Origin of the sequence: Sphingomonas lacusdianchii, assembly GCF_022664395.1 — a bacterium.
GTDB lineage: Bacteria > Pseudomonadota > Alphaproteobacteria > Sphingomonadales > Sphingomonadaceae > Sphingomonas > Sphingomonas lacusdianchii.
The window spans coordinates 248,730-273,418 of record NZ_JAKRET010000002.1; the positions used below are offsets into that span (position 1 = coordinate 248,730).

The 24,689-nt window shown below is 65.9% G+C and carries 26 protein-coding genes; 11 read left to right on the forward strand and 15 right to left on the reverse strand.

All coding sequences use genetic code 11. From position 1 onward, the window contains the following. Positions 1-235: 235 nt before the first annotated feature. The 3 genes from recO (at position 236) to MF607_RS03905 (ending at position 3,301) form a co-directional block, all read left to right on the forward strand. Positions 236-967 carry a DNA repair protein RecO gene (gene recO, locus MF607_RS03895; RefSeq protein WP_242116135.1) on the forward strand — a complete coding sequence of 244 codons (732 nt, stop codon included), beginning with the start codon at positions 236-238 and terminating at the stop codon, positions 965-967. Positions 968-1,039: 72 nt separating this feature from the next. Beyond that, complete coding sequence (leuB, locus tag MF607_RS03900) at positions 1,040-2,083, forward strand: 3-isopropylmalate dehydrogenase (RefSeq protein WP_242116136.1); 1,044 nt, start codon at positions 1,040-1,042, stop codon at positions 2,081-2,083. Between the two features lie 105 nt (positions 2,084-2,188). Then, a complete protein-coding gene (locus MF607_RS03905) occupies positions 2,189-3,301 on the forward strand; it encodes a glycosyltransferase family 2 protein (protein WP_242116137.1) in 1,113 nt (370 codons plus the stop codon). A 184-nt stretch (positions 3,302-3,485) separates the two neighbouring features. Here the strand turns inward: MF607_RS03905 and MF607_RS03910 are convergent, their stop codons facing one another. Further along, positions 3,486-4,718 (reverse strand): phospholipid carrier-dependent glycosyltransferase, encoded by a 1,233-nt coding sequence (locus MF607_RS03910; RefSeq protein WP_242116138.1) that lies wholly within the window; start codon positions 4,716-4,718, stop codon positions 3,486-3,488. A 219-nt stretch (positions 4,719-4,937) separates the two neighbouring features. Between MF607_RS03910 and MF607_RS03915 the strand changes: the two genes are divergently transcribed. Next, positions 4,938-6,161, forward strand: coding sequence for an SAM-dependent methyltransferase (locus MF607_RS03915; protein WP_242116139.1), 1,224 nt, complete (start codon positions 4,938-4,940; stop codon positions 6,159-6,161). 40 nt (positions 6,162-6,201) lie between these two features. On the opposite strand, the gene MF607_RS03920 is transcribed toward MF607_RS03915, so the two are convergent. From MF607_RS03920 to MF607_RS03950, 7 genes are all read right to left on the reverse strand, one after another. Next, positions 6,202-6,960 carry a helix-turn-helix domain-containing protein gene (locus tag MF607_RS03920; protein WP_242116140.1) on the reverse strand — a complete coding sequence of 253 codons (759 nt, stop codon included), beginning with the start codon at positions 6,958-6,960 and terminating at the stop codon, positions 6,202-6,204. A gap of 198 nt (positions 6,961-7,158) precedes the next feature. Next, the gene (locus MF607_RS03925) at positions 7,159-7,428 is read right to left on the reverse strand and encodes an HPr family phosphocarrier protein (RefSeq protein ID WP_242116141.1); all 270 of its coding nucleotides are present in this window, start codon (positions 7,426-7,428) and stop codon (positions 7,159-7,161) included. Next, positions 7,425-7,832 (reverse strand): PTS sugar transporter subunit IIA, encoded by a 408-nt coding sequence (locus MF607_RS03930; RefSeq protein ID WP_056454184.1) that lies wholly within the window; start codon positions 7,830-7,832, stop codon positions 7,425-7,427. Before MF607_RS03930 ends, MF607_RS03925 begins: the two co-directional genes overlap by 4 nt. A gap of 23 nt (positions 7,833-7,855) precedes the next feature. Then, positions 7,856-8,746 carry an RNase adapter RapZ gene (gene rapZ / locus MF607_RS03935; RefSeq protein WP_242116142.1) on the reverse strand — a complete coding sequence of 297 codons (891 nt, stop codon included), beginning with the start codon at positions 8,744-8,746 and terminating at the stop codon, positions 7,856-7,858. Next, a complete protein-coding gene (locus tag MF607_RS03940) occupies positions 8,746-9,159 on the reverse strand; it encodes an HPr kinase/phosphorylase (RefSeq protein ID WP_242116143.1) in 414 nt (137 codons plus the stop codon). The genes rapZ and MF607_RS03940 overlap by 1 nt, the downstream gene beginning before the upstream one ends. After that, a complete protein-coding gene (locus MF607_RS03945; RefSeq protein WP_242116144.1) occupies positions 9,156-10,730 on the reverse strand; it encodes a sensor histidine kinase in 1,575 nt (524 codons plus the stop codon). The genes MF607_RS03940 and MF607_RS03945 overlap by 4 nt, the downstream gene beginning before the upstream one ends. Before the next feature lie 176 nt (positions 10,731-10,906). Next, positions 10,907-11,614 (reverse strand): response regulator transcription factor, encoded by a 708-nt coding sequence (locus MF607_RS03950; protein ID WP_242116145.1) that lies wholly within the window; start codon positions 11,612-11,614, stop codon positions 10,907-10,909. A gap of 263 nt (positions 11,615-11,877) precedes the next feature. On the opposite strand from MF607_RS03950, the gene MF607_RS03955 reads away from it, so the two are divergent. Next, positions 11,878-13,485 carry a phosphoenolpyruvate carboxykinase gene (locus tag MF607_RS03955; RefSeq protein WP_242116146.1) on the forward strand — a complete coding sequence of 536 codons (1,608 nt, stop codon included), beginning with the start codon at positions 11,878-11,880 and terminating at the stop codon, positions 13,483-13,485. A 108-nt stretch (positions 13,486-13,593) separates the two neighbouring features. After that, positions 13,594-13,782 carry a hypothetical protein gene (locus MF607_RS03960; RefSeq protein ID WP_242116147.1) on the forward strand — a complete coding sequence of 63 codons (189 nt, stop codon included), beginning with the start codon at positions 13,594-13,596 and terminating at the stop codon, positions 13,780-13,782. A gap of 6 nt (positions 13,783-13,788) precedes the next feature. Here the strand turns inward: MF607_RS03960 and yaaA are convergent, their stop codons facing one another. Continuing rightward, positions 13,789-14,544, reverse strand: coding sequence for a peroxide stress protein YaaA (gene yaaA / locus MF607_RS03965; protein WP_242116148.1), 756 nt, complete (start codon positions 14,542-14,544; stop codon positions 13,789-13,791). Positions 14,545-14,734: 190 nt separating this feature from the next. Between yaaA and MF607_RS03970 the strand changes: the two genes are divergently transcribed. Beyond that, positions 14,735-16,033, forward strand: a complete 1,299-nt coding sequence (locus tag MF607_RS03970) for a tetratricopeptide repeat protein (RefSeq protein ID WP_242116149.1) — start codon at positions 14,735-14,737, stop codon at positions 16,031-16,033. Positions 16,034-16,316: 283 nt separating this feature from the next. Here the strand turns inward: MF607_RS03970 and MF607_RS03975 are convergent, their stop codons facing one another. After that, positions 16,317-16,784, reverse strand: a complete 468-nt coding sequence (locus tag MF607_RS03975) for an Lrp/AsnC family transcriptional regulator (protein WP_056454156.1) — start codon at positions 16,782-16,784, stop codon at positions 16,317-16,319. 178 nt (positions 16,785-16,962) lie between these two features. On the opposite strand from MF607_RS03975, the gene MF607_RS03980 reads away from it, so the two are divergent. Genes MF607_RS03980 through MF607_RS03990 form a run of 3 tightly spaced genes read left to right on the forward strand, consistent with a single transcriptional unit; the run spans position 16,963 to position 20,142 of the window. Further along, positions 16,963-18,615 carry a histidine kinase dimerization/phospho-acceptor domain-containing protein gene (locus MF607_RS03980; RefSeq protein WP_242116150.1) on the forward strand — a complete coding sequence of 551 codons (1,653 nt, stop codon included), beginning with the start codon at positions 16,963-16,965 and terminating at the stop codon, positions 18,613-18,615. After that, on the forward strand, positions 18,615-19,601 hold the full coding sequence (locus tag MF607_RS03985; protein WP_242116151.1) for a polysaccharide deacetylase family protein: 987 nt from the start codon (positions 18,615-18,617) through the stop codon (positions 19,599-19,601). Before MF607_RS03980 ends, MF607_RS03985 begins: the two co-directional genes overlap by 1 nt. A gap of 46 nt (positions 19,602-19,647) precedes the next feature. After that, positions 19,648-20,142 carry a nucleoside deaminase gene (locus MF607_RS03990; protein WP_242116152.1) on the forward strand — a complete coding sequence of 165 codons (495 nt, stop codon included), beginning with the start codon at positions 19,648-19,650 and terminating at the stop codon, positions 20,140-20,142. A 208-nt stretch (positions 20,143-20,350) separates the two neighbouring features. On the opposite strand, the gene rplA is transcribed toward MF607_RS03990, so the two are convergent. Then, positions 20,351-21,049: a 50S ribosomal protein L1 gene (rplA, locus tag MF607_RS03995; protein ID WP_242116153.1), complete on the reverse strand. Its 699-nt coding sequence runs from the start codon at positions 21,047-21,049 to the stop codon at positions 20,351-20,353. 4 nt (positions 21,050-21,053) lie between these two features. Then, positions 21,054-21,485, reverse strand: a complete 432-nt coding sequence (rplK, locus tag MF607_RS04000) for a 50S ribosomal protein L11 (protein WP_242116154.1) — start codon at positions 21,483-21,485, stop codon at positions 21,054-21,056. Positions 21,486-21,639: 154 nt separating this feature from the next. Between rplK and MF607_RS04005 the strand changes: the two genes are divergently transcribed. After that, the gene (locus MF607_RS04005) at positions 21,640-22,461 is read left to right on the forward strand and encodes a hypothetical protein (RefSeq protein WP_242116155.1); all 822 of its coding nucleotides are present in this window, start codon (positions 21,640-21,642) and stop codon (positions 22,459-22,461) included. Positions 22,462-22,508: 47 nt separating this feature from the next. Here the strand turns inward: MF607_RS04005 and MF607_RS04010 are convergent, their stop codons facing one another. The 3 genes from MF607_RS04010 to secE form a co-directional block, all read right to left on the reverse strand. Next, entirely contained in the window at positions 22,509-23,669 is a 1,161-nt protein-coding gene (locus MF607_RS04010) for an AIPR family protein (RefSeq protein ID WP_242116156.1), read from the reverse strand. Between the two features lie 229 nt (positions 23,670-23,898). After that, positions 23,899-24,438 carry a transcription termination/antitermination protein NusG gene (nusG, locus tag MF607_RS04015; protein ID WP_055759843.1) on the reverse strand — a complete coding sequence of 180 codons (540 nt, stop codon included), beginning with the start codon at positions 24,436-24,438 and terminating at the stop codon, positions 23,899-23,901. Between the two features lie 43 nt (positions 24,439-24,481). Beyond that, positions 24,482-24,679, reverse strand: coding sequence for a preprotein translocase subunit SecE (gene secE / locus MF607_RS04020; protein WP_056454132.1), 198 nt, complete (start codon positions 24,677-24,679; stop codon positions 24,482-24,484). Positions 24,680-24,689 lie beyond the last annotated feature (10 nt).

Consider the following 24,689-nt stretch of genomic DNA (forward strand, 5'->3'; position numbering starts at 1 on the left):
AAGAGCTAGGTCCGTTCGTGCTGAGTAGGGGCTGAGCCTGGCGAACACTCGTATCGAAGCACCTGCCCAAACGTCCTTCGATACGCCATTTCGACAAGCTCAATGGCTACTCAGGACGAACGGGTTCGCGTCATGTCGGTAGGCCATGAGAAACAAATTTCGGTCCAATCGATCGAAATGTCAGTCTTGTACCAGCATGATTTCACGCGTTTCCCATCCCTGTTAAACCAATCCCATGCACCTCAACACAACCGCCCTCCTGCTCTCCGCCCGCCCGCATGGCGAGCATGGCGCGGTGGTGCGGGCGCTGACCGCAGAGGCCGGGGTCCAGCCCGGCTATGTTCGCGGGGGGCGGAGCCGGGCGATCCGGCCGGTGTTGCAGCCGGGCAATATCGTGCGCGGCGACTGGCGGGCGCGGAGCGATACGCAACTGGCGGCGCTGAGCGTCGAACTGGTCGAGAGTCGGGCGCCGCTGTTCGCCGAGCCGGTGCCGGCGGCGGCGATCGACTGGATGTGTGCGCTGACCGCCTATGCGCTGCCCGAGGCGCAACCCTATCCGCGCATCCATGCCGCGCTCGACGGGCTGTTCGCGGCGATCGCGGCGGCACCGGCGGCGCGGGCGTGGATCGGGGCGCTGGTGCGGACCGAATTGCTGATCCTGTCCGAACTGGGCTTCGGGCTGGCGCTCGACGAATGCGTCGCGACGGGGGCGCGCGACGATCTGACCCATGTCAGCCCGAGAAGCGGCGGTGCGGTGTCGCGCGGCGCGGCGACGGGGCTGGAACACCGGCTGCTGGCGCTGCCCGCCTTTCTGGCGGAGGGCGGCCCCGCAAGCTGGGAGGCGGCGTTCGACGGCCTCGCGCTGTCGGGCCATTTCCTGTCGCGCGACCTGCTGGGCGGGCGGGGGCAGGACGTGCTAGCGGCCCGCGAACGGTTGATCGAGCGATTGAAAAGGACGGTTGCGTGACCCGCCCGGCTTGGGGCAGGGGCTTTTGCCGGTGAAACGCGCAATCTTCGTGCGCGAAACAGGAATGACGCAATGGCCTTGATCGCGATACTGCCCGGCGACGGGATCGGACCGGAAGTGGTGGCGGCGGCGCGCCGGGTGCTCGACGCACTGGGTCTCGACCTGACGTTCGAGGAAGCGCCGGTCGGTGGCGCGGCGTATCGCGCGCATGGCCATCCGCTGCCACCGGCGACGCTCGATCTGGCGAAGCGCGCCGATGCGGTGCTATTCGGCGCCGTTGGCGATCCCGAATTCGACAATGTCGCGCGCGGGCATCGCCCGGAGCAGGCGATCCTCGGCCTGCGCAAGGCATTGGGCCTGTTCGCCAATCTGCGTCCGGCCAAGCTGTTCGCCGGGCTGGAGGATGCCTCCGCGCTGCGCCCCGAAGTCGCCGCCGCGATCGACATGGTGATCGTCCGCGAGCTGACCGGCGACGTCTATTTCGGCGAGAAGGGGCGGAGCACGACCGCCGAGGGGCTACGCGAAGGCCATGACCTGATGCGCTATGACGAGTCCGAAGTGGCGCGCATCGCCCGCGTCGCGTTCGAGACGGCGCGGACCCGCAACCACCGGCTGTGCTCGGTCGACAAGGCGAATGTCCTCGAAACCTCGCAGCTGTGGCGCGACGTGGTGATCGAGGTGTCGGCCGACTATCCCGACGTCGCGCTGACCCACATGTATGTCGACAATGCCGCGATGCAGCTGGTGCGCAATCCGGGGCAGTTCGACGTGATCGTCACCGGCAACCTGTTCGGCGACATCCTGTCGGATCAGGCGAGCATGTGCGCCGGTTCGATCGGCATGCTGCCCTCCGCCGCGATCAATCAGGACAAGAAGGGGCTGTACGAGCCGATCCATGGCTCGGCCCCCGATATCGCCGGGCAGGGCAAGGCGAACCCGCTGGCGACGATCCTGTCGGCGGCGATGATGCTGCGCCATTCGCTGGGGCTGGCCGACGCCGCCGACCGGATCGAGACGGCGGTGACGGCGGCGCTGGTCGCGGGGCACCGGACGCCGGACCTGGGTGGGCATGCTACGACCGAGGACATGACGAACGCGGTGTTGGCGGCGTTGTGATCCCCCGGCGCACCCGTATCCCCGCGCAGACGGGGATCCAGTGCCGCGAAAGACATCGCATGTGGCTCTGGACCCCCGCCTGCGCGGGGGCACGGTAGCGCCTTTATGACTACCCTCGACCTCGCTATCGTCGTTCCCGTGTTCAACGAGCGCGGCAACGTGCCGTTGCTGGTCGCGGCACTCGACACGGCATTGGCCGGCCTCGCGTGGGAGGCGATCTTCGTCGACGACGACAGTCCCGACGGTACCGCCGACGTGGTACGCGACATCGCCCGGCACGACCCGCGCATCCGGGTGATCCAGCGCATCGGCCGGCGTGGCCTGTCGACCGCCTGTATCGAGGGGATGTGCGCCACCGCCGCGCCACTGGTCGCGGTGATCGACGGCGATCTGCAGCATGACGAGACGCTGCTGCCGCGCATGGCGGCGGCGCTGTCGGCCGATGCGGCGCTCGATCTGGTGATCGGATCGCGCTTCGTCGCGGGCGGCGGTACGGGCACATGGGATGCCGATCGCGTCGCCAAGTCGGCGCTCGCCACGCGCCTGTCGCGGCGGGTGCTGAAGGCCGATCTGTCCGATCCGATGAGCGGCTTCTTCATGATCCGCAGCGCGGTGGTGCGCAGCGTCGCGCCGCGCCTGTCGGGGATCGGGTTCAAGATATTGCTCGACATCCTTACCGCCGCGCCCGAGCCGTTGCGCTTCGCCGAACTCCCCTATGTGTTCCGCACGCGGGCGGTGGGGGAGAGCAAGCTCGACCATGTCGTCGCGCTCGAATATCTGATCGCGCTGTACGACCGGATGTTCGGGCGGGTGGTGCCGGTGCGCTTCGTCATGTTCTCAGCGATCGGCGCGGCGGGGGCGATCGTGCATCTGGCGGCGTTGGGGCTGCTGCTGGAGTTGGGCAGCGGGTTCGTGGCCGCGACGATCGTGGCGACGATGGTCGCGATGACGTTCAATTTCTTCCTGAACAATCACCTGACCTATCGCGACCGGCGGCTGCGGGGCACGAAGGCGTTGCTCGACGGCTGGGTGTCCTTCTGTGCGGTGTGTTCGGTGGGGGCGGTGGCCAATGTCGGGCTGGCGGCGTTCCTGTACGATGTGCGCGGGGGGGCGTGGGCGCTGCCGGCGCTGGCGGGAATCGCGGTCGGAGCGGTGTGGAATTTCGCGCTGTCGTCGCGCTTTACCTGGGGGCGGTACGGGCGGCGGCGGGCGGCGTAAGGGTTTCACGCGAAGGCGCTGAGCGATCAGGATTTTCGCGCAAAGGCGCAAAGTGCGCAAAGAGGTTGCGTTTGCCGCGATAGCGGCTTTCGACCGATATGGGGTAAGGGATGACGATCTTCCGATCGCAACCCCTTGGCGTCCTTTGCGCCTCCGCGCGAATATCTACTTTGCGCGAACTGATTCAACGCCAGCTATCGAACCACATCCAGCGGTTGAACGCTTGCGGTCCCGATAGCGGGGCGGCGGAGATGATCGGGTAGAAATAGACGAACAGCATGATCGCGGGCAGCGCGAACCATTCGTCGGCGCGGGCGAGGCGACCTTTCGCATGGGCGTGGAAGGCGGCGGCGAGTGCGAGGCACAGCCAGATGCTCGACAGATGATAGTAATAATAGAAGCCCAGCGATTTGGGGATCACCGCCCAGACCGCCAGCGACCCGACCCAGAGCAGCCCGACCCCCAGCAGCGCCGGTGCCCGCCGCTTCCATCCGCTCCACAGGCACACCGCGACCGCCAGCAATCCGCCCCACATGATCGCCGGATTGCCGAGCAGCAGCACGCCGCGCTGCACCCCGTCATCGGGTTCGTAGAAATACCAGATCGGCCGCGCGAGCAGTGGCCAGCTCCACCAGCTCGACTGATAGGGATGCGCTGCCAGTATCTGCGTCTGGCGCTGGTACATGTCCCATTGGAACGGCAGCAGGCGGGCGAAGGTCAGCGGTTCGGACGCGTAGAAGAAAGCCGGCGCGAAGGTCGCGAAATAGGTGGCGATGCTGACCAGCCCGAGGATCGCCAGCGCCGGGACCAGCCGCAGCCCCGGCCAGTAGTCGCGCTTGCCCGTCATCCCCCAGACCAGCAGCAGCCCCGCGCCCGCGACATAGGGCACCGCCGCCCATTTCACCCCGACCGCCAGCCCGAACAGCAGTGCCGCCAGCGTCAGCCGCCATGCCGCCCGCCCGCGCATCGACCAGAGCAACGCGGCAATGCCGAGCGTCACGAACGCACCGAGATAGACTTCCAGCATCGCGGTCCGCGCCTCGACCAGCAAGGTCTGGTTGAGGATCGCCATCGCCGCGCCGAACGCCGCGACATGCGTCCGCCGGAACAGCAGTTGCAGGATGGCAAAGACGCCGAGCACCGTCGCCGTCCCGGCCAGCGTGCCCATGATCCGCCAGCCCCATGGATTGTCGCCGAACAGCGCGATACCCAGCGCGATCAGTTCCTTGGCGACCAGCGGATGTTCGGGATTGGCCGGATAGGCGAGCGTCAGCAGGATGCGCGCGGCGGGGACGTAATGCACCTCGTCGAACGACAGCCTGCCCGGTCGGCCCAGCCCCCAGGCGAACAGCAATTGCGCCGCCACGCTGATCAGCAGCGCGGTGGTCCAGGGGCGATCGCGCAGGCGGGAGAGCATGGGGGGCGTGTAGCGGAAGAGGGGAAGCAAGCAAATCCTCCCCGGCACGGGGAGGGGGACCAGCGCAGCTGGTGGAGGGGCATCGCGGCGCAACGCAATGGTGCCGTATGCGGCCAATCCCCTCCACCATCCTGCGGACGTTAACAATCCTCCCCGGCACGGGGAGGATTGTTAACGTCCGCCCATGACTTGCCACATTCGGTCCCTAACGGACCGTTCATGGCACTGATCGACACGTTTCTCGCCCGCACGGTTCGTCGCGGCACGCTATCCTTGACCCATGCCGATGGCCGGACCGTCAGCTTCGGCACGCCCGATCCGGCCTTTCCCGACGTCGCGATCCGCTTTGCCAAGCCGGGCGTCGCCGGCCGGATCGTCCGCCATCCGGCGCTGGGCGCGGCAGAGGCGTATATGGACGGCGATCTGGTCATCGATCGCGGCGACATTCGCGATCTGGTCGAACTGCTGACCGGCAACACGCCATGGGGGCGGGGCGGCGGGCTGCAGCCGTCGCTGCCGATTCGCCTGTTCGATGCGGTCCGCCACCGCATCGACCGGGTCAATATGGCGCGCCGGTCGAAGCGCAACGTCGCGCATCATTACGACCTGTCCGACCGGCTCTACGCACTCTTCCTCGACAGCGACCTGCAATATAGCTGCGCCTATTTCACCGATGCCGACAATGGTCTCGAACAGGCACAGGCGGACAAGAAGGCGCATATCGCCGCCAAGCTGGCGATCCGGCCGGGAATGCGGGTGCTCGACATCGGCTGCGGCTGGGGCGGGATGGCGCTGTATCTGCATCAGAAGACCGGGGCCGAGGTACTGGGCGTCACCCTGTCCGAAGAGCAGATCAAGGTCGCGCGTCGCCGCGCCGAGGCAGCGGGCGTCGCCGACAAGGTCAGGTTCGAGCTGATCGATTACCGCCATGTCACCGGCCGGTTCGACCGGATCGTGTCGGTGGGCATGTTCGAACATGTCGGCCCGCCGCACTATGGCGCCTTCTTCCGCAAATGCCGCGAGTTGCTGACCGATGAGGGCGTGATGCTGCTCCACACGATCGGCCGGATGGGCGTGCCGGGCGTCACCGATACCTTCACGACCAAGTACATCTTCCCCGGCGGCTACAACCCGGCCTTGTCGGAGATCGTGCGCGGCTATGAGGGCACCAAGCTGATCGCGAGCGATATCGAGGTGCTGCGCGTCCATTACGCGCTGACCATCGATCACTGGTACGCGCGCACGGTGGCGGCGAAGGAGCAGATCGTCGCGCTGTATGACGAGAAATTCTACCGCATGTGGACCTTTTATCTGGCGGGCGCGGCGGCGGCGTTCCGCCATGGCGGCATGGTCAATTATCAGGTGCAACTGACCCGCGACCGCTGGGCACTGCCGCTGACGCGCGATTATATGGTCGAGGAAGAGCAGCGTTTGCGGGGGTAATCGGTACGCCGCCCCGGATCGGGTCCGGGGCGGCGCGTCCTTAGCCGACGGTGATGCCGACGACCTTCCATTCGGTTTCTTCCTGATCGAGCATCACCGTTTCGACCTGCTCGCCGCCCTTGGCGAAGCGGGTGCGGAACTTGACCGATTGATAGCCATAGGGCGGGGCGGGGACATATTCCTGTCCGATCAACGTCCGCGACACGACCGGCCCGAGTGGCGTGCGGACTTTTTCCGAGACATTCGCCCAGACCTGCTCGGTATTCAGCTTGCGAAAGGCGACGCCGAACCGGCGATAGCTGTCGGCCCAGCGGCCCTGATCGACCAGTTCGAGAAAGGCGCGCGCCGCTTCGGGGGCGGGGGTCGCCGGTGCGGTCGCGGGGGGCGGGGGCGGCGTCTGCACCGTTGCGGGTGTCAGGGTCAGCGCCAGCAGGCCAAGGGCAAGGGTCATCAGAAACGCTCCGATCAGAAACCGGGGCGACCGGACGGAACGCCCCGCGCCGTCGTCCGGCGCGGTTTCGACATCGGTCGCGCTGGCGGCCACGTCGTCCCCGTTTCTGTTGTCCCCCAGATTTTCGGGGGTCGCGCCCTCCGCCTCGAACAGCATCCGCGCCGCCTCGCGACTGCTCGACACCGCCAGCTTGCGCCGTGCATCGCGGAGCCGTTCGTTAATGGTGTGGACCGACAGGCCGAGCGTGACCGCCACCGACTTCGCATCATGCCCGCGCACGATCAGGCGCAGCGTCTGCTTTTCCTTGTCGGTCAGGGCGGCAAGCGCGGCTTCGGTCGGCTGGGGCATGGAGTTCGGCCTATGGCCGGGGCGGGGGTGGGGCCACCCCTAAAAATTTGGGAGGGCGGGTTCGCCAGTCTTCTCGCCTCCTTGAGACAAGCGTCGCCCCAGCGAAGGCTGGGGCCTCTTGCGGCTCCTGTCGTGTGCGATCACCGGGCGATCGCAGCCTGCGCTGGGATGACGTGCGCGGGGCTGGGTGTGCCGCCCCTAATCCTCGCCGAAGCGGTCCTCGACCAGTTGCGCCAGCTGTCCGACCACCAGTTCCGCGCCGTCGCCCGATGCGCTGATCGTGATATGGTCGCCCTTGGCCGCGCCCAGCATCATCAGGCCCATGATCGACGTGCCGGTGACGCACGATCCGTCCTTTTCGACGCTGACCTCGATCGGTTGCGCGGCGGCCATCGTTACGAACTTGGCCGACGCGCGCGCGTGCAGCCCGCGCCGGTTGGTGATCTGCACCGTGCGCGTGATCGTCATGCCGCTGCTTCCCCCAGAACCTCGCTGGCGACCGAGATATATTTGCGACCCGCCTCACGCGCGGCGGCGACCGCCTCGGCGACCTTCATCGCCTTGCGCGCGCCGCCCAGACGGATCAGCATCGGCAGGTTGATGCCGGCGATCACCTCGATCCGGCCGGTTTCCATCAGCGAGATGGCGAGGTTGCTGGGCGTGCCGCCGAACAGGTCGGTCAGCACGATCACGCCCTGTCCCGCATCGACCGCCGCGATCGCGGTGGCGATGTCGGCGCGGCGTTCCTCCATATCGTCCTCGGGACCGATACATACCGTCTCGATCCGCTCTTGCGGGCCGACGACATGCTCCATCGCAACGACGAACTCCTGGGCAAGACGACCATGCGTCACCAATACCAACCCGATCATGTTCGTCGTCGTTCCCACATCCGTCATGGCGCGCGCCGTGCGCCTTCCAGCGAATCCTGTGGCGCGGTGCCCAGATCGCGATGTTCTATCGTGGGGGAAAAACCCTGTTCGCGCAACCATGCCCCCATGCGTTCGGCGACATGGACCGACCGGTGTCTCCCGCCGGTACAGCCGAACGCGATGGTGACATAGGATTTCCCCTCCGCCTTGTAGCGCGGCAGCAGGATCGACAGCATCGTTTCGAACGAGGCGATGGCGGCATCATAGGCCGGATCTGCCTGCACATAGGCGGCGACATCGGCGTCGAGCCCGGTGCCCGGGCGCAGCACCGGGTCCCAGTGCGGATTGCGCAGGAAGCGCATGTCGAGAACGATATCGGCGTTGCGCGGCACGCCCCGCGCGAAACCGAACGACAGCACCGACAGCACCGGATCGGCGCTGCCCGGTGCGGCGAACGTCTCGCGCACCCATTCGGCCAGCGCGTTGCGCGAGAAGTTGGTCGTGTCGAGCAAGCGGTTGGCGAAGCCGCGCAGCGGTTCGAGCACCTCGCGCTCGCGCTCGATGCCGTCGGCGGCGGTGCGATCGGTCGCCAGCGGATGGCGGCGGCGCGTTTCGTTATAGCGCCGCTCCAGCTCGGCCTGGCTGCTGTCGAGGAACAGCACGCTGACCCCCAGATCGGGGCGGTCGCGGATCGACCGGACGATCGCCTCGGCATCGAAGCCGCGCGTCCGCGTGCCGATGCCGATCGCCAGTTGCCGGTCGGCATCGGCGGGGCTGGCGGCGATGAGGTTGCCGAGCAGGCGCAGCGGCAGATTGTCGACAATGTCCCAGCCGCTGTCCTCCAGCGTCTTGAGCACCGTCGATTTTCCCGCCCCCGACATGCCGGTGACGAGCAGGATATCGGCATGGCGCATTATCGGAGAATCCTGTCGAGCATGAGGTCGATCTTGGCGGGTGCCGAGGCTTCGAGCAACGCCAGTCGGTACGCGGGGATGGCGATGCCGGCGATGACCCGCGTCGCCGGTTCGGGCAGGCGATCGGGCGTACCGGCCTCGACGAACAGGGCGACCGGCACCCTCGCCAGGGTCGGGCGATCGACGATGCCGATTCCGCGCACCTCGATCCGCCCCGCAATGGTGGCGGGGGCGGTCGCGTGCAACTCGCCACCTTCGACGTGGAGCAGCGTATAATCGTCGCTGACCAGCACCGCGCCGCGATCGATCAGGCGTAGCGCGAGGTCCGACTTGCCCGATCCCGACGGCCCGGCGATCAGCACGCCGACCCCGCGCATCGCGACGCAGCCGGCATGGATCGGCGGTTCGCTCATGCGCCGACGATCGGCAGTTGCACGACGAAGCGCGCGCCTTCGCGGTTATCCCGACGTGATTCGGCGGCGATCATACCGCCATGCCCTTCGACGATGGTCCGGGCGATGGCAAGGCCGAGGCCCGAATGCTGGCCGAACGCCTCGCCGCCGGGGCGGACCGAATGGAAGCGGCGGAACACCGCCTCGCGCTGCTCGGGGGGCACGCCGGGACCGTCGTCGGTAATCTCGATCTCGACCAGATCGCCGTCATTGCCGCCGCTGATCCGCACTTCGCCGCCCGGCGGCGAGAAGGAGATGGCATTGTCGATCAGGTTGGCGAACACCCGTTCCAGCCGCGCGCCTTCGCCAAGCACCACCAGCGGATCGTCGCCGTCGCGCTCGAACTGCAGGGTGACGCCGCGTTCGACCCCGCGATCGACGCGGTAGGCGACCAGCGCCGCGATCAATGCGGCCAGATCGACATTCTCGAACTTCGCACGCGCCAATTGCGCGTCGAGGCGCGACGCATCCGAAATATCGGTGATGAGCCGGTCGAGCCGATGCACATCCTCCTGCACGATCGCCAGCAACTGGTCGCGCAGATCGGGGTCCCTGACCGTCGCGAGACCATCGACCGCCGATCGCAGCGAGGCGAGCGGGTTCTTGAGTTCGTGCGTCACGTCGGCGGCAAAGGCTTCGGTCGCGTCGATCCGGCTGCGCAGCGCGCCGGTCATGTCGGACAGCGCGCGGGCGAGCATCCCGATCTCGTCGCGGCGGCTGGGCAGGCGTGGGACGACTACCTCGCGGTCGCGGCCCAGCCGCACCCGGATCGCGGCGCGCGCCAGCATGCGCATCGGCCGGACGATGGTGCGCGCGAGGAACAGCGACAACAGCACCGACAACAGCACCGCGACGGCGAGGACCATGCTCAGGCGGGCGCGTTCGGTCCGCACCGTCTGGGTGATGTCGCGGGCATTGACCGTCGCCATCAGCACCCGGTCCTCGGGCAGCGGCGCGGCGGCGGTGACGACCGGTGTCCGGTCGGGCGCGCGCCACACCGTCGCCGCCGTGCCGCCGGTGGTGCGCACCGTCACCACATCCGGCCAGCGCAATCCGCGACCCGGCGCACGCTCGCGGTACAGCGGGTCGCGATCGTTGCGGACCACGGTATCGATCACCGCGTCCAGCGCGCGCGCCGCATCCTGTTGCCAGCCATCCTTGTCGGGGTCGAGCAGCTGGAAATTGCGCACGCCCAACTGCCGGCTGTCGGCGACCAGCCGCCCGCGCCGGTCGTAGATGCGCAGGCGCAGCCCCGATTTGCGCGCGAAATTGACCATTTCGTCGGTGCGCTCATCGGGCGCCAGCAGCGTCAGCGCTTCGGCGATCAACCGCACCTCGCGCTCGGCCTGCGCCACGCGGCCATCGACGATGCGCGCGCGGTAGCTGTCGAGATAGAAGAAGCCGCCCGCCAGCAGCGCGAGCGCGAAGATGTTGACGAACAGGATGCGCGGGGTCAGCGACACGCGGCCCGACCAGCGCAACGACAGCGCGCCTTCGTCGGGTGGACGGTCGATGGGATCAGCGGCGGGCATTCAGCGCATAACCCTCTTGCGCTTGGCCGCCAGCCAAAACCGTTCGTCCTGAGTAGCCGCTGAGCCTGTCGAAGCGGCGTATCGAAGGACCGCGACGGCAGATGCTTCGATACGGGTCTTCGACAAGCTCAGCCCCTACTCAGCACGAACGGTTTGATACGGTGCCACCTGCATCCTCAATCGTCGGCGAACCGATACCCCGCGCCATATAGCGTCTCGATCGCGTCGAAATCCTTGTCGACCTGCCGGAACTTGCGGCGCAGGCGCTTGATATGGCTGTCGATGGTGCGGTCGTCGACATAGATGTCGTCCTGATAGGCGGCGTCCATCAACTGGTTGCGGGTCTTGACGATGCCCGGACGGCTGGCCAGCGTTTCGAGGATCAGGAATTCGGTGACGGTCAGCGTCACATTCTCGCCATTCCACGTCACCTTGTGCCGCGCCGGATCCATGGCGAGGCGCCCGCGCTCGAGCACCGGCTGCGCGCTGTCGGCGCTGCCCGGCTCGCCCGGCTGGGCCGGTTCGGCCCGGCGCAGGATGGCGCGGATGCGTGCGATCAGCAGTCGCTGCGAAAACGGCTTGGCGATATAGTCGTCGGCGCCCATCGCCAGCCCCAGCGCCTCGTCCAGCTCATCGTCCTTGCTGGTCAGGAAGATGACCGGCAGGCGGCTGCGCTCGCGCAACCGGCGCAGCAGTTCGAGTCCGTCCATGCGCGGCATCTTGATGTCGAGTACCGCCAGATCGGGTGGATTCTCGGCAAAGGCCTTCAACGCCACCTCGCCGTCCGAATAGACGCGCGTCGTGAATCCTTCGGTCTGCAACGCGATCGAGACGGAGGTCAGAATGTTGCGGTCGTCGTCGACCAGCGCGATCGTGGCGGTCATGGCCTGGGGTCCGTCTGCATCGCGTGCAGGGTTAGGCGAAAGGGGGGCAAGGCTCAATGGCTTCGACAGTTCAAATCATCATATAATTATTCGACTTTCTCCTTTCGTCTCATATTGGTCGCGTACAGCAAACATCATGTCGATATTCGTGTTTAACGCGTTTGACGCGATGCTTTCCCAAGCATAGAGGAAGCACAGCGAACTCGGCGCGGGACGGCGGACATGGCGTGCGCTGCCCGTGATTCGACAGGGAGAAGGGCAGCATGGCGATCGTGACGCCGCAATACGGGCTGGCAGCGATGGGAATCGAAACCGGCGCCGATGTGCATTGGAATCTGCAGACGCCGCAGCTCGTCGAACAGGCGGTCGCGCGCGGCGAGGGTCGACTGGCCAAGGACGGCCCGCTGGTGGTCACCACCGGCCGGCACACCGGCCGCAGCCCGCAGGACAAGTTCATGGTCCGCGATGCGATCACCGAGGACACGGTGTGGTGGGGCAAGACCAACCGCGCGATGCAGCCCGAACATTTCGCGACGCTGAAGGCCGACTTCCTCGAACAGCTGACCACCGAACCGACGCTGTTCGTACAGGACCTGTTCGGCGGATCGCAGCCCGAACACCGGGTCAAGGTGCGCGTCATCAACACGCTGGCGTGGCATAACCTGTTCATCCGCACGATGCTGGTCCGGCCCGAAGCGGCCGATCTGGCCGACTTCATGCCCGACTTCACGATCATCGACCTGCCGACCTTCCGCGCCGATCCCGAACGCCATGGCTGCCGCACCGAAACGGTGATCGCGGTCAGCATGACCGAAAAGCTGATCCTGATCGGCGGCACGCAATATGCCGGCGAGATGAAGAAGTCGGTGTTCGGCCTGCTCAACTTCCTGCTGCCCGAAACCGGCACGATGCCGATGCACTGTTCGGCCAATATCGGTCCGAACGGCGACACGGCGGTGTTCTTCGGCCTGTCGGGCACCGGCAAGACGACGCTGTCGGCCGATGCCAGCCGCACGCTGATCGGCGACGACGAACATGGCTGGTCCGACACGGCGGTCTTCAATTTCGAAGGCGGCTGCTATGCCAAGATGATCCGCCTGTCGGCCGAGGCCGAACCGGAAATCTTCGCGACGACCAAGCGCTTCGGCACCGTGCTCGAAAATGTGGTGATGGACCCGGATACGCGCACGCTCGACCTCGACGACCCGAGCATCGCCGAAAATTCGCGCGCCGCCTATCCGATCGACTTCATCCCCAATGCCTCGGCCGACAATATGGGGCCGACGCCGCGCAACGTGGTGATGCTGACCGCCGACGCCTTCGGCATCCTGCCGCCGATCGCGCGGCTGACCCCCGATCAGGCGATGTACCACTTCCTGTCGGGCTATACGTCGAAGGTCGCCGGCACCGAGATCGGCGTGACCGAGCCGGAACCGGTCTTCTCGACCTGCTTCGGTGCGCCGTTCATGCCGCGCCACCCGTCGGTCTATGGCAATCTGCTCAAGGAGCGGATCGCCAAGGGCAATGTCGATTGCTGGCTGGTCAACACCGGCTGGACCGGTGGCCAATATGGCGAAGGGCGCCGCATGCCGATCAAGGCGACGCGCGCGTTGCTCAACGCCGCGCTCGACGGATCGCTTGCCGGGGGCGAGTTCCGCACCGATCCCAATTTCGGGTTCGAGGTGCCGGTATCGGTTCCGGGCGTCGACGCCGCGATCCTCGACCCGCGTTCGACCTGGGCCGATGGCGACGCCTATGACCGCACCGCCGCCAAGCTGGTCGACCTGTTCAACCATAATTTCGCGCAGTTCGCCGACGCGGTCGACGCCGGCGTCCGCGATGCCGCGCCGAAGACCCGCGAACTGGCATAACGGTCAGGAGAGGAGCGCCCCCGCCACGATAGCGGGGGCGCCGTTCCTGCGGATAGCAATCGCTCCTTCCGCGTTATGCCCCCGACCGGCCGACAGGGAAGGGGAGCGATGTTCTACGACGCCAACGCCTGGCCGCCGCCGCCCGACGGCTATGAACCGCCCCGTCCGCCCGCGCGGCTGACCCGGCCGCAGGAACGGGTGATGATCGGGACGATCGCGATCTTCCTGCTGGTGATGTTCGTCGGACCGCTTGCCGGATCGTCGGTGGTGATCGCGCTGCTGTCGCTCTTCACCTGAAGAGCCTCAGCCCCGCAAGAAGGTCCAGCGATCCCCTTCTGCCCCGGCAAAGCGATAGCCGTCGCTGTCGAAGCCCCGCATCGCCTCGACATCGGTCACCCGATGTTCGCACATCCACCGCGCCATCATTCCCCGTGCGCGCTTCGCGTGAAAGCTGACGAAGCGTGGTCCATCGGGTCCGTTCTCGCGGAAATCGACGTTTATCACCCGCACGCCGTCCGGCAGCTTGCCCGCCACCGCATGCCAATATTCCTGGCTGGCGAGGTTCAGCACCACCCCGTCGCCGCTCGCCGCCACATCCTCCGCCAGCAAGGCCGCGATCCGAGTTCCCCAGAAGGCGTAGAGATCGCTCGCCCGTCCCGGCGCCCAGCGCGTTCCCATCTCCAGCCGATAGGGTCGAATTACATCCAGCGGGCGCAACAGCCCGTACAGGCCCGACAGGATCCGCACGTGGTCCTGCGCGAACGCGAACCCCGGTTCCTCCAGCGATTGCGCATCGAACCCGGTATAGACGTCGCCCGCAAATGCCAGCAGCGCCGGCCGCTCGGGTGCCTGATCGAATTCGCGATAGCGCCGCGCGTTCAGCTCCGCGAGTTTGGGCGAAATCTTCATCAGCGTCGCCAGCTTGGCCGCCCCCAGCCGCGCCGCGCCGCGGGCGATCTGTCCGGTCGCTTCCCCCAGTCGCGGCATGCTGTGCTGCGGCAAATCGGGCAGGGCGGTATCGTAATCGAGCGTCTTGGCGGGGGAGAGGATGGCGATCATCGCCGCCGCCTATCGACCCGCAACGCCGCCGTCAAAGGGGGGCGAGGGAGCACAATCGTTCAACGCGCGTTCACGCGATGTCCGGCATCGGACGACGCGCGCGCCCGCTTGTGCGGATGCGTCGTTGGACTTACAGGAACGACGCCTGCCGGGCGTCGTTCCGGCATCAGTTTTCGGGAGAGATCACGGCATGACGTTCGTTTCCAAGGCTGCCCTCGCCGCCATGCTCGGCCTGGGTGCAACCCTGGTCGTCGCCCCGCCGGCCGACGCCCAGAAGCGCAAGAAGGAAGAAGCCGCCCCCGCCGGCCCGCAGGTCAGCGAAGCGTTCCGCACCGCCATCCTCGCCGCCGACGCCGCGGTGAAGGCCAAGGACTTCGCCACCGCCGACACGCAACTCGCCGCCGCTCAGGCCGCGATGACCGCCGGCAATCAGGACGAGGCCTATTTCCTCGCCCAGATCAAGGTGCAGGCGGCACAGGGCAAGAATGACCGCCCGGCGCTTGCCGCGGCGATCGACGAACTGCTCGCCAGCCCGAAGCTGAAGACCGAAGAGCGCGGCGGTCTGTATTTCAACCGCGGTATCCTCGCGCTCGACGCGAAGCAGGGCGACGCTGCCAAGCAGTTCTTCCAGCGCGCGCAGCAGGCGGGCTATAACGATCCCGATCTCGACCTGCGCCTCGCCCAGATCGAGATTCAGGGCGGCAATATCGACGCCGGCATCCAGAATATGGATAAGGTCATCGCCGCCAAGAAGGCCGCCGGTCAGCCGGTGCCGTCGCAGTGGTACGACTATATGGTATCGCAGCTGTACAAGGCGAAGCGGTCGGCCGATGCCGGCCAGTGGGCGCGTCGTCAGCTGACCGAATATCCGACCCAGGCGAACTGGCGCAAGGTGCTGATCCTGTTCCGCGATCGCGCCGACAATAACGGCGCGACGCTCGGCAATCAGGCGCGCGTCGACGTGCTCCGCCTTATGCGCGATACCAAGTCGCTGGCGGACCAGAACGACTATCGCGAATATGCGCAGGTCACGCAGGATATCGGCCTGCCGTACGAAACCGTCACGGTGATCGACGAAGGGCGCGCGCAGGGCAAGATTCCGGCATCGGCGACGGTGTTCAACGGCATCAAGACCACCGCGCAGACCCAGATCAAGGCCGACGGCTCGGTCGCGGCGCTCGAAACCCGTGCGAAGGCGGGGGCGAACGGCCGTGCAGCGGCTGCCGCCGGCAACGTCTATCTGGCGAATGGCAACAACGCCAAGGCGATCGAACTCTATCAGCTCGCGCTGCAGAAGGGCGGCGTCGATGCCGACGAAGTTAACACCCGCATCGGCATCGCCCAGGCGCGCTCGGGTAATGCGGCCGACGCCAAGGCGTCGTTCGCCAAGGTCACCAGCGGCCCGCGCGGCGAGATCGCGACCTTCTGGACGCTGTTCGTCGACCAGCCGCGCATCGTTGCCTCGACCCCGGTCGTCGGCAACAACTGATCGCGGTCAGCTTGATGCGGAGCGGCCCGGACAGGCGACTGTCCGGGCCGTTTTTGGTTTTTGTCCTTAGACCTTTCCGCACTCCAACCCGTTCGAGCAGCTTCGAGTTTGTCGAGAAGCGTCCGTCGAGAACGCGGCTTTGTGGCGCGGCCTTCTCGACTTTGGTTCTCGACAAGCTCGAACCTGCGCTCGAAGCGAACGGATGGAGGGCGAGCGGCGGCGGAGTAGGGGGAAAGCAGGGCTACCGCAGCGCCACCGGGAGATCGCCCCGGCAACCCGAACCCTATTCGGTAACCACCGGTATCCCCGGCAACGCCTTCGACGTCCGCACCGTGGGTGACGTCTTCACGCTCGCGACGTTCGGCGCGGTGATCAACTGCGTCGTCAGCATCGACTGGAAGCTTTCCAGATCGGCTGCGACGATCTTCAGGATGAAGTCGATCTCGCCGTTGAGCATATGGCATTCGCGGACTTCGGGAATCGTCGCGACATGCGCCTCGAACGCCGCCAGATCGCTGCCGGCCTGGCTCTTCAGGCTGACCAGCGCGAACACGGTGATGGTGAAGCCCAGCAGCCGCGGATCGAGCGCGGCATGATAGCCCTTGATCGCGCCCGCTTCCTCCAGCGCGCGCACGCGGCGCAGGCAGGGAGGCGCGGTCAGCCCGACGCGTTCGGCCAGTTCGACGTTCGTCATCCGCCCGTCCTCCTGCAGCAGCGACAGGATTTGCCGGTCGATACGATCGAAAGCCATAAGTTACGGTCCGTGGTTCTGTTCGAATGAAAGCCCTGCGTACAGCATCACAAAATTGCGCGGAAGCGTAATTGTCCCACATTGCGACGTACCGAAATTGAGCAGTTTCAGAATGCGGATCACCGCGTTAAGGGTTCCTTAGCGCCGCGGCTCCGCGGGGTGCTTTCATGGGTGGCTGGTGCATTTCGACGACACTCTCGAAACGGTTCTCGCTGCCGATTTGTCGGGTGAGGGCGCGCGCGCGTCGGTGTGGCGGCAGCTGGTCGACCTGATCGGTCGCGGCCGGGTATCGGCCGATCCGCGCGCCATCGCCCTGCTGCACGACCTGCGCGATCATGTGCCGCGCACGGTCCGCATCGCCAGTGCCCGCGACCTCGAATATGCCCGCCCCCCGGTGGAACTGGTCGATCTGCTCGCGACCGATGTGATCGAGGCGGCGCTGCCGGTGCTGCGTGGCGCGCATCTGTCGGTCGATCAGTGGCAGGCGCTGTTGCCGCGCCTGTCGCCGCCGGCGCGCGGCGTGGTCCGCAATCGCCGCGACCTCGACCCCGCCGTCCATCGTGCGCTCGACAGCTTCGGCTCGGTCGACCTCGTGCTGGGCGACGACCGCCCGGTCGAGCAGGCCGCGCCCGTCGCCATCGCGCCGCAGCCGGTCTCCGAGCCGTCCGTCGCCGAACAGCCCGTTCCCGAAACACGGCTTCCCGATCCCGCCGCCGAGCCCGATCCCGCCGGTCCGTTCCGCATTGCCGACGTGATGGCCCGGATCGAGGCGTTCGAGCGCGCGCATGACGGCGCGCCGCCCCCGCCGCCGCCGGTCGCGCCGCAGGACAGTTTCCGTTTCGAGGCCGACGCCACGGGCCAGATCCGCTGGGTCGACGGGGTCAGCCGCGCCCCGCTGATCGGTCTGTCGCTCGATTTCTGCGCGACGCCGGGCCATGCCCGGTTCGACGCGATCGCCGCCGGGGCGTTGCGCAAGCGGGCGCCGTTCCGCGATGCGCGCCTCACCATCGGCGGCGACAGCGACGCGACCGGCGAATGGTTCGTATCGGGCGTGCCGGCGTTCGACCATGCCACCGGCCGCTTCATCGGCTATCGCGGTACCGCCCGGCGGCCCTATCACGGCGAACGCGCCGAACCCAATCGCGACGCCGGCGTCGCCCAGCTGCGCCAGCTCGTCCACGAACTGCGCACTCCCGCCGGTGCGATCGCCGGCTTCGCCGAGATGATCCAGCAGGAATTGCTCGGCCCCGTGCTCCCGGTCTATCGCGACCGTGCCGGGGCGATCCTCAACCATTCGCGCGATCTGGTCGCGGTGATCGACGATCTCGACCTTGCCGCGCGGATCGACGGCGATGCGCTCGATCTGCGCGACGACCGGGTGGCGCTCGGGCCGTTGTTCGACGTGATTGCCGCCGATCTTGTCGCATTGTGCGAATTGCGCGGGACGTTGCTGGAGGTCGAGCCGACCGACATCGCCGTCGCCGGCGATCGTCGCGCGGTCGAGCGCCTGCTCGCCCGCCTGCTTGCGACCCTCGTCTCGGCGGGCGGCCGTGACGAATCGATCCATGTCCGCGTCGGCCTTGAAGGCGACGGCTATGTCGCGATCGTGCTCGACCGGCCGCAGGCGCTCGACGCATGGCCCGGTGACAGCGTGTTCGACGTCGATGATGGCGAAGAGGATATGTCGCTGCTCGGCACCGGCTTCGCGCTGCGCCTCGCGCGCAACCTTGCTCGCGAGCTCGAAGGTACGCTGGTGTTCGGGACGGCGACGCTGACGCTGCGGCTGCCTGCCGCCAATGTCGTGGAAATCGGGCGGGCGCAGCGGCGCTGATGGTTCCGTTCCGGCCCGACCAAGGCCGTCCGGTGACGTGGCGCGACGGGTTCGGCACGCGCTTCACCGTCTTCGTCGATACCGAAGAGGAATTCGACTGGCGCGCACCGTTCCGCCACGACGGCTGGGGCGTAAGCGCCGTCGCTGCCTTGCCCGCCGCGCATCGTCGTTTCGCCGGATATGGCGTGCACAGCTGCTATCTGGTCGACTATCCGGTCGCGACCGATCCGGCGGCGGTCGACGCGTTGCGCGGCGTCGTCGACCATGGTCATGCGACGATCGGTGCGCAGCTTCATCCCTGGGTCAATCCGCCGTTCGACGAGGCATTGACCGCGCATAGCAGCTTCGCCGGCAATCTGCCGCCAGCGCTGGAGGCGGCCAAACTCGACCGGCTGACCGAGGCGCTGACCCGCATCACCGGCACGCGCCCGACCGTCTATCGCGCCGGCCGCTATGGCCTTGGACCGGCGACGCTGGGGTTGCTGGCGGCACGCGGCTATGCGCTCGATAGCTCGATGCGCGCGCGCTACGATTACCGCGCGCAGGGCGGGCCCGACTATCGCGCGATTGGCAACGACGCTTTCCATACCGGTCCCGCTGGGCGCATCGTCGAACTGCCGCTGACCACGGTCTTCACCGGTCGGCTGCGGCGGGGGCGGCAGCCGTTGTACGAGGGCGCCGGTCGCGTCCCGCGCGGGCGTGGCGTGCTCGCGCGGCTCGGCCTGCTCCACCGCGTCGCGCTGACGCCGGAGGACATGCCGCTCGCCGACGCGCTGGAAGCGGTGCGGGTGGCGGTGGGGGAGGGGGTTCGCGTCCTCAACTTCGCCTATCATTCGCCCAGCCTCGTGCCCGGCCACACGCCCTATGTCCGCGACGCGGCCGATCTTGCCGCCTTCTGGCGCTGGTGGGATGCGGTCCTTGACCTGCTGGCGAAGCTGCACGTGCAATCGGCATCGAGCGACGACATCCTCGCTGCCGCCACCTGAATCTTTCGCGTCCCCCGCGCGTTACGCCGCGCGAAGGGAATTGCCGATGCTAACCCCCCAAGACGAACACTGGATGCGGCAGGCGATCGCGATCGCCCGGACCAAGGGCGACGACCCGTCCTGCTCGCCGCTCGGATCGATCATCGTCCGGGACGGGCGGGTGTTGTCGGCCGAACCCAACCAGACTCAGGAACTGCCCGACGCCACTGCGCACGCCGAGATGATGGCGATCCGCCGCGCCTGCGAGAGCGAGGGCGACATGGAGTTGCGTGGCGCAACGCTGTACTCGACGCTGCAGCCGTGCGGCATGTGTACCATGGCCTCGATCTGGTCGAAGGTGGCCCGCGTCGTCTATGGCGCCGGCCGCGCGGACGTGCATCGCATGTATTTCGAGGACCGGCATATCGACACGCTCGGCTTCATCGCCGATGCGTATCGTGACGATATCGTGATCGAGGGCGGCTGCCTGCGCGACGAATGCGCGGCGTTGTATTACGGGCCGGACGATGACGTTCCGGAGGAAGAACAGGGCAACCTGTAACTCCCTCTCCCCTTCAGGGGAGAGGGAAGGGGCCCGTCCGGCGCAGCCGGATGGGAAGGGAGAGGGGCACAGAAAAGGGGCCGGAAGCACGAAGCCTCCGACCCCTTGTTCTGCTTGTCGGCCGACGCGGGATTAAATCCCGCGTCGTCGGTCGGGGCCTTGCCCGCCGGCCGGCCTCGGGCCGTGCCCTGCGGCACGGCGTCGGCGCTTACGCGCCTGCGACCTCGGCCGTGTCGACCTTGATGCCCGGGCCCATCGACGAGCTGACCGCGACCTTGCGGACATACTTGCCCTTGGCGCCCGACGGCTTGGCCTTCACCACCGCATCGACCAGCGCGTCGAAGTTCGCGCGCAGGTCTTCGGCGGCGAACGACGCCTTGCCGATGCCCGAATGGATGATGCCGGCCTTTTCGACGCGATATTCGACCTGGCCGCCCTTGGCCGCTTCGACCGCAGCCGCGACGTTCATCGTGACGGTGCCGAGCTTCGGGTTCGGCATCAGGCCCTTCGGACCCAGGATCTTGCCGAGACGACCGACCAGACCCATCATGTCCGGGGTCGCGATGCAGCGATCGAAGTCGATCTTGCCGCCCTGGATCGCGTCCATCAGGTCTTCGGCGCCGACGACATCGGCACCCGCCGCGGTGGCTTCTTCAGCCTTCGCGCCGCGAGCGAACACGCCGACGCGCACGGTCTTGCCGGTGCCCTTGGGCAGGGTGACGACGCCACGGACCATCTGGTCGGCGTGACGCGGATCGACGCCCAGGTTCAGCGCGACTTCGATCGTCTCGTCGAACTTGGCGGTCGCATGGGTCTTGGCGAGCGCAATGGCTTCGTCGACGCCGTACAGCTTCTGCGCGTCAACGGCGGCGGCGAGGGTCTTCGCCTTCTTGGTCAGCTTGGCCACAGTCTTAGCCCTCCACCACTTCGAGGCCCATCGCGCGGGCCGAACCTTCGATGATCTTCGTCGCCGCGTCGATGTCGTTGGCGTTCAGATCCTTCATCTTCATCGTCGCGATTTCGCTCAGCTGCGAACGCTTGATGCTGCCGGCCTTCACCTTGCCCGGTTCCTTCGAACCCGACTTCAGGTTGATCGCCTGCTTGATGAGATAGGTCGCCGGCGGCGTCTTCGTCTCGAAGCTGAACGAACGGTCGGCATAGACGGTGATGATCGTCGGCAGCGGGGTGCCCTTCGGAGCATCGCCGGTCTGCGCGTTGAACGCCTTGCAGAATTCCATGATGTTCACGCCGCGCTGACCCAGCGCCGGGCCGATCGGCGGCGACGGCTTGGCTTCGCCCGCCGGCACCTGCAGCTTGATATAGCCGGTAATCTTCTTGGCCATGGTTCACTCTCTTTCAAGTTTAGCGGTTCGTGCGGCGCGATCCTGTCGGACCGGCCTCCCGCCATGGTTTCCAAAACTGTCGTTTGGGAAGCGGCGCGCTTAGCGCAAAGCGGCCCCCCTTGCAATGTAGGATTTCGCCTGATCCGATGGGGTCATGCCAGCCTCCGCCCCACGCCCCTATAGCCGCAAACAGGCCCTGCAGAACGCCGCGTTCCTGACCGAACTCGAGCGCAGCGGCAATGCCCGCGACGCCGCGCGCGTGACCGGCCTCAACCGCTCGATGCTCACCAAGCGTCGCAACGCCGACCCCGACTTCGCCCAGCGCTGGGAGGCGGCGCTGACCCTCGCCGCCGCCCGCCTCGCCAAGCCCGAGCAGACGGAAGGGCCGGCGCGCGTCGTCCGCTCGAAAGGCCGCCTGCAACTGCGCGTCTCGAAAACGCGGACCATCGACCGCGACGCCGAACAACGCTTCCTCGCCGCCTTGAGCGCCACCGCCAATGTCCGCCTCTCCGCCGCGGCCGCCGGCTTCGCGCACTCCAGCTTCTACGCCCGTGCGCGCAACAATCCCGGTTTCGCCCGCGAAATGCGCGTCGCGCTGGCGGTGGGGTCCGAACGCCTCGAACTGGCGCTGCTCGAAAGCTCGCTGCCCGAAGCGAACGTCCACGACCATTGGCAGCACAACGATCTCCCGCCGATCCCGGCGATGACCGTGCATCAGGCGATGCAGATGATCGCGTGGAACGACAAGCGGGCGAAGGGCCTCGCCGAACCCGACCTTGCCCCGAAGCGCGGCGAGAGCAACGCCGCGTATCTCGAGCGCAAGGCCAAGGACTATCGCGCCGGGTTGCTGCTGGCCGAGGAGGAGATGCGGATGGTCGAATATGCGCAGCTGGAGTGGCGGCGGGGTGGCCGCAGGACGCAGTGGGAGCCGGGCGGGTGGGAGGTGGCGTTGGAGATTGCGTTGCGGAAGGGGTGAGGGTTAGAAGCCCGGCATGTCGTAAACAGCCGAGCTTCATTCCATACTTACTTCGCCCGTTTTGCTAATCGGGCGTAGATCGAAGTAATATGCGAGAGCGTCGAATAGCAGGCTTTGCTCTTCCCCATACTCATTGGGTTATGACCTGCTATTTCCATGTATGCTTGTTTCGCTGCTTCGATTAATTCATCGTCCGAAAACATTTTCGGTTTCGATAAATCCCATTCACCTTTGTGCTTAGTTACGAACTCCGAGTGGGCGGCGATTATCGGAAAGATAACACCGTCCGGTACTTCGATAACTTTGCCATCCGCGCGTTCAATGGAACGTATCCTGGTTCCCTTAAACCCCTGATGCGATTTCCAGTGTTCGTACAGTTGCCAAGCTACAGGAGCGAGGTTCAAAAATGCACTATAGGTGTCACCATTCTCTTCAGCAATACGCTGAAAAAGTTTCAGGCAGCGTGTTTTTTGAGAATAAGTGAAAACCTTACTAGTCGAGTCGAGCCGATCAATCGATCGCAATACCTCGTCAGGCATCAGCGCAAACGTTACTTGTATCAATTTCTCGGTGTCGAGATATTTTCCATCCTGCGCTACAATATTTGTTTCAGACTTTCGCAAAAGCATGTCAGGATAAACTTCCTGCATTGCTTCTTCCAGCTCGTCGAGTTGTCCTCGGCGTCCGGCAATAGAAATAGCACGGACATCATTCTGAAAATTGCGCGCAATAGATATTTCTGCGATTAGGTCATCATCGGATGTGATAATCAGTTCGAACTTCACGCTAGGATCTAAGTCATTATCGGGATCAAAGCCATCTGCGAAAAACCGACGCAGTTCGCCTTGAGTTTGTGATCCGTTAATTATGCTCGGGCTAACGAGGTGTAAAATCTTATTAGTGTCATCAATCTTTCCGCCTCGCGCAACAAGCACCATTCCGCCGTTCAAAATGTTAAACTGGTCGGAGTGATCTTTTAAAGTTTTGCGTATTGCTTGGTGGACTAGCGTAGGAGATTGCTTTTGCTTGCCGGCTGCGTCCACGAGATACTCGCGTACGTTTTCGTCATCCTCAAAATCTAGGACGGCCGACGCAGCTGCTTGGCCCGAATAAACTCGCCGACCTGCAGCTTCATCCTCAGGTGAGCTAATATTGCGACACACACGATAGGCGAACGCGAACGTATCGCGCGTCAAAGTTTTTGTCATAGTAACTCCTGTCCAACAGTCGCTTGCTATTTGGCGCACCTCCCGAGGTGACCGAAGCGGACTGCATCGTCATAACTACATTAAGACGAAGCGGTTGCAATAACAAAAACGGCGCAGGGCCTTCACCCTACGCCGCTAACGTCGGTCGGGTTGCACCCGCCGGCCGGTGTCCGCCGTCTCGCAGTTAGCTGGCGCTAACTGCGTGCGGACAGCAAGTCAGGCGTTCGCCTTACTTGCTTCGTTCCACCTGCTCGAAATCCAGTTCGACCGGCGTTGCCCGCCCGAAGATCGACACCGAAACCTTCACCTTCGACTTGTCGAAGTCCAGTTCCTCGACCACGCCGTTGAAGCTCGCGAACGGGCCGTCCAGCACCTTGACCGAATCGCCGATCTCGAAATCGACCTTGATCTTCTGCTTGGTGGGCGAGGCGGCGGCCTCTTCCTTGCTGTTGAGCATCCGGGTGGCTTCCGCCTCGCTGATCGCCTGCGGCTTGCCCGACGATCCGAGGAAGCCGGTGACCTTCGGCGTATTCTTGACGAGGTGATAGACCTGGTCGCTCAGGTCGAGCTTGGCGAGCACATAGCCCGGCATGAACTTGCGCTCGGACTGCACCTTCTTGCCGCGACGGACTTCGGTCACATTCTCGGTCGGGACCTCGATCGCTTCGACCGCATGGTCGAGGCCGAGGCGCGTCGCTTCGGAGAGGATCGAATCGCGGACCTTGCCCTCGAACCCCGAATAGGCGTGAATGATGTACCAGCGCGACATGCGTATCCTTTGGACTATTCGAAGGGGGTAGGGGACGGGCCGGTTACTGGGCGAGCTTCAGCAGCGCCTTGACGATCGCGTCGAACGCCGAATCCACGCCGAGGAAGAACAGCGCGAGCAGCGTCGTCATGATGACGACCATCACCGCGGTCATTACCGTCTCGCGCCGCGTCGGCCACGTCACCTTCGCGGTTTCGGCCCGGACCTGCCGCATGAATTCGACTGGGGTAACCTTCGCCACGTGCCTGACC

Bases quoted from the DNA above. Each gene is read 5' to 3' on its own strand.
- rapZ (WP_242116142.1), bottom strand. From the start codon at position 8,746: ATGCGCCATGCCGATATCCTGCTCGTCACCGGCATGTCGGGGGCGGGA.
- rplK (WP_242116154.1), bottom strand. From the start codon at position 21,485: ATGGCCAAGAAGATTACCGGCTATATCAAGCTGCAGGTGCCGGCGGGC.
- MF607_RS03905 (WP_242116137.1), top strand. From the start codon at position 2,189: ATGACTACCCTCGACCTCGCTATCGTCGTTCCCGTGTTCAACGAGCGC.
- leuB (WP_242116136.1), top strand. From the start codon at position 1,040: ATGGCCTTGATCGCGATACTGCCCGGCGACGGGATCGGACCGGAAGTG.
- MF607_RS03915 (WP_242116139.1), top strand. From the start codon at position 4,938: ATGGCACTGATCGACACGTTTCTCGCCCGCACGGTTCGTCGCGGCACG.
- MF607_RS03955 (WP_242116146.1), top strand. From the start codon at position 11,878: ATGGCGATCGTGACGCCGCAATACGGGCTGGCAGCGATGGGAATCGAA.
- MF607_RS03960 (WP_242116147.1), top strand. From the start codon at position 13,594: ATGTTCTACGACGCCAACGCCTGGCCGCCGCCGCCCGACGGCTATGAA.
- MF607_RS03975 (WP_056454156.1), bottom strand. From the start codon at position 16,784: ATGGCTTTCGATCGTATCGACCGGCAAATCCTGTCGCTGCTGCAGGAG.
- MF607_RS04005 (WP_242116155.1), top strand. From the start codon at position 21,640: ATGCCAGCCTCCGCCCCACGCCCCTATAGCCGCAAACAGGCCCTGCAG.
- MF607_RS03985 (WP_242116151.1), top strand. From the start codon at position 18,615: ATGGTTCCGTTCCGGCCCGACCAAGGCCGTCCGGTGACGTGGCGCGAC.
- yaaA (WP_242116148.1), bottom strand. From the start codon at position 14,544: ATGATCGCCATCCTCTCCCCCGCCAAGACGCTCGATTACGATACCGCC.
- recO (WP_242116135.1), top strand. From the start codon at position 236: ATGCACCTCAACACAACCGCCCTCCTGCTCTCCGCCCGCCCGCATGGC.
- MF607_RS03920 (WP_242116140.1), bottom strand. From the start codon at position 6,960: ATGCCCCAGCCGACCGAAGCCGCGCTTGCCGCCCTGACCGACAAGGAA.
- MF607_RS03990 (WP_242116152.1), top strand. From the start codon at position 19,648: ATGCTAACCCCCCAAGACGAACACTGGATGCGGCAGGCGATCGCGATC.
- MF607_RS03945 (WP_242116144.1), bottom strand. From the start codon at position 10,730: ATGCCCGCCGCTGATCCCATCGACCGTCCACCCGACGAAGGCGCGCTG.
- MF607_RS03925 (WP_242116141.1), bottom strand. From the start codon at position 7,428: ATGACGATCACGCGCACGGTGCAGATCACCAACCGGCGCGGGCTGCAC.
- MF607_RS03940 (WP_242116143.1), bottom strand. From the start codon at position 9,159: ATGAGCGAACCGCCGATCCATGCCGGCTGCGTCGCGATGCGCGGGGTC.
- MF607_RS04010 (WP_242116156.1), bottom strand. From the start codon at position 23,669: ATGACAAAAACTTTGACGCGCGATACGTTCGCGTTCGCCTATCGTGTG.
- MF607_RS03970 (WP_242116149.1), top strand. From the start codon at position 14,735: ATGACGTTCGTTTCCAAGGCTGCCCTCGCCGCCATGCTCGGCCTGGGT.
- MF607_RS03930 (WP_056454184.1), bottom strand. From the start codon at position 7,832: ATGATCGGGTTGGTATTGGTGACGCATGGTCGTCTTGCCCAGGAGTTC.
- MF607_RS03950 (WP_242116145.1), bottom strand. From the start codon at position 11,614: ATGACCGCCACGATCGCGCTGGTCGACGACGACCGCAACATTCTGACC.
- nusG (WP_055759843.1), bottom strand. From the start codon at position 24,438: ATGTCGCGCTGGTACATCATTCACGCCTATTCGGGGTTCGAGGGCAAG.
- MF607_RS03910 (WP_242116138.1), bottom strand. From the start codon at position 4,718: ATGCTCTCCCGCCTGCGCGATCGCCCCTGGACCACCGCGCTGCTGATC.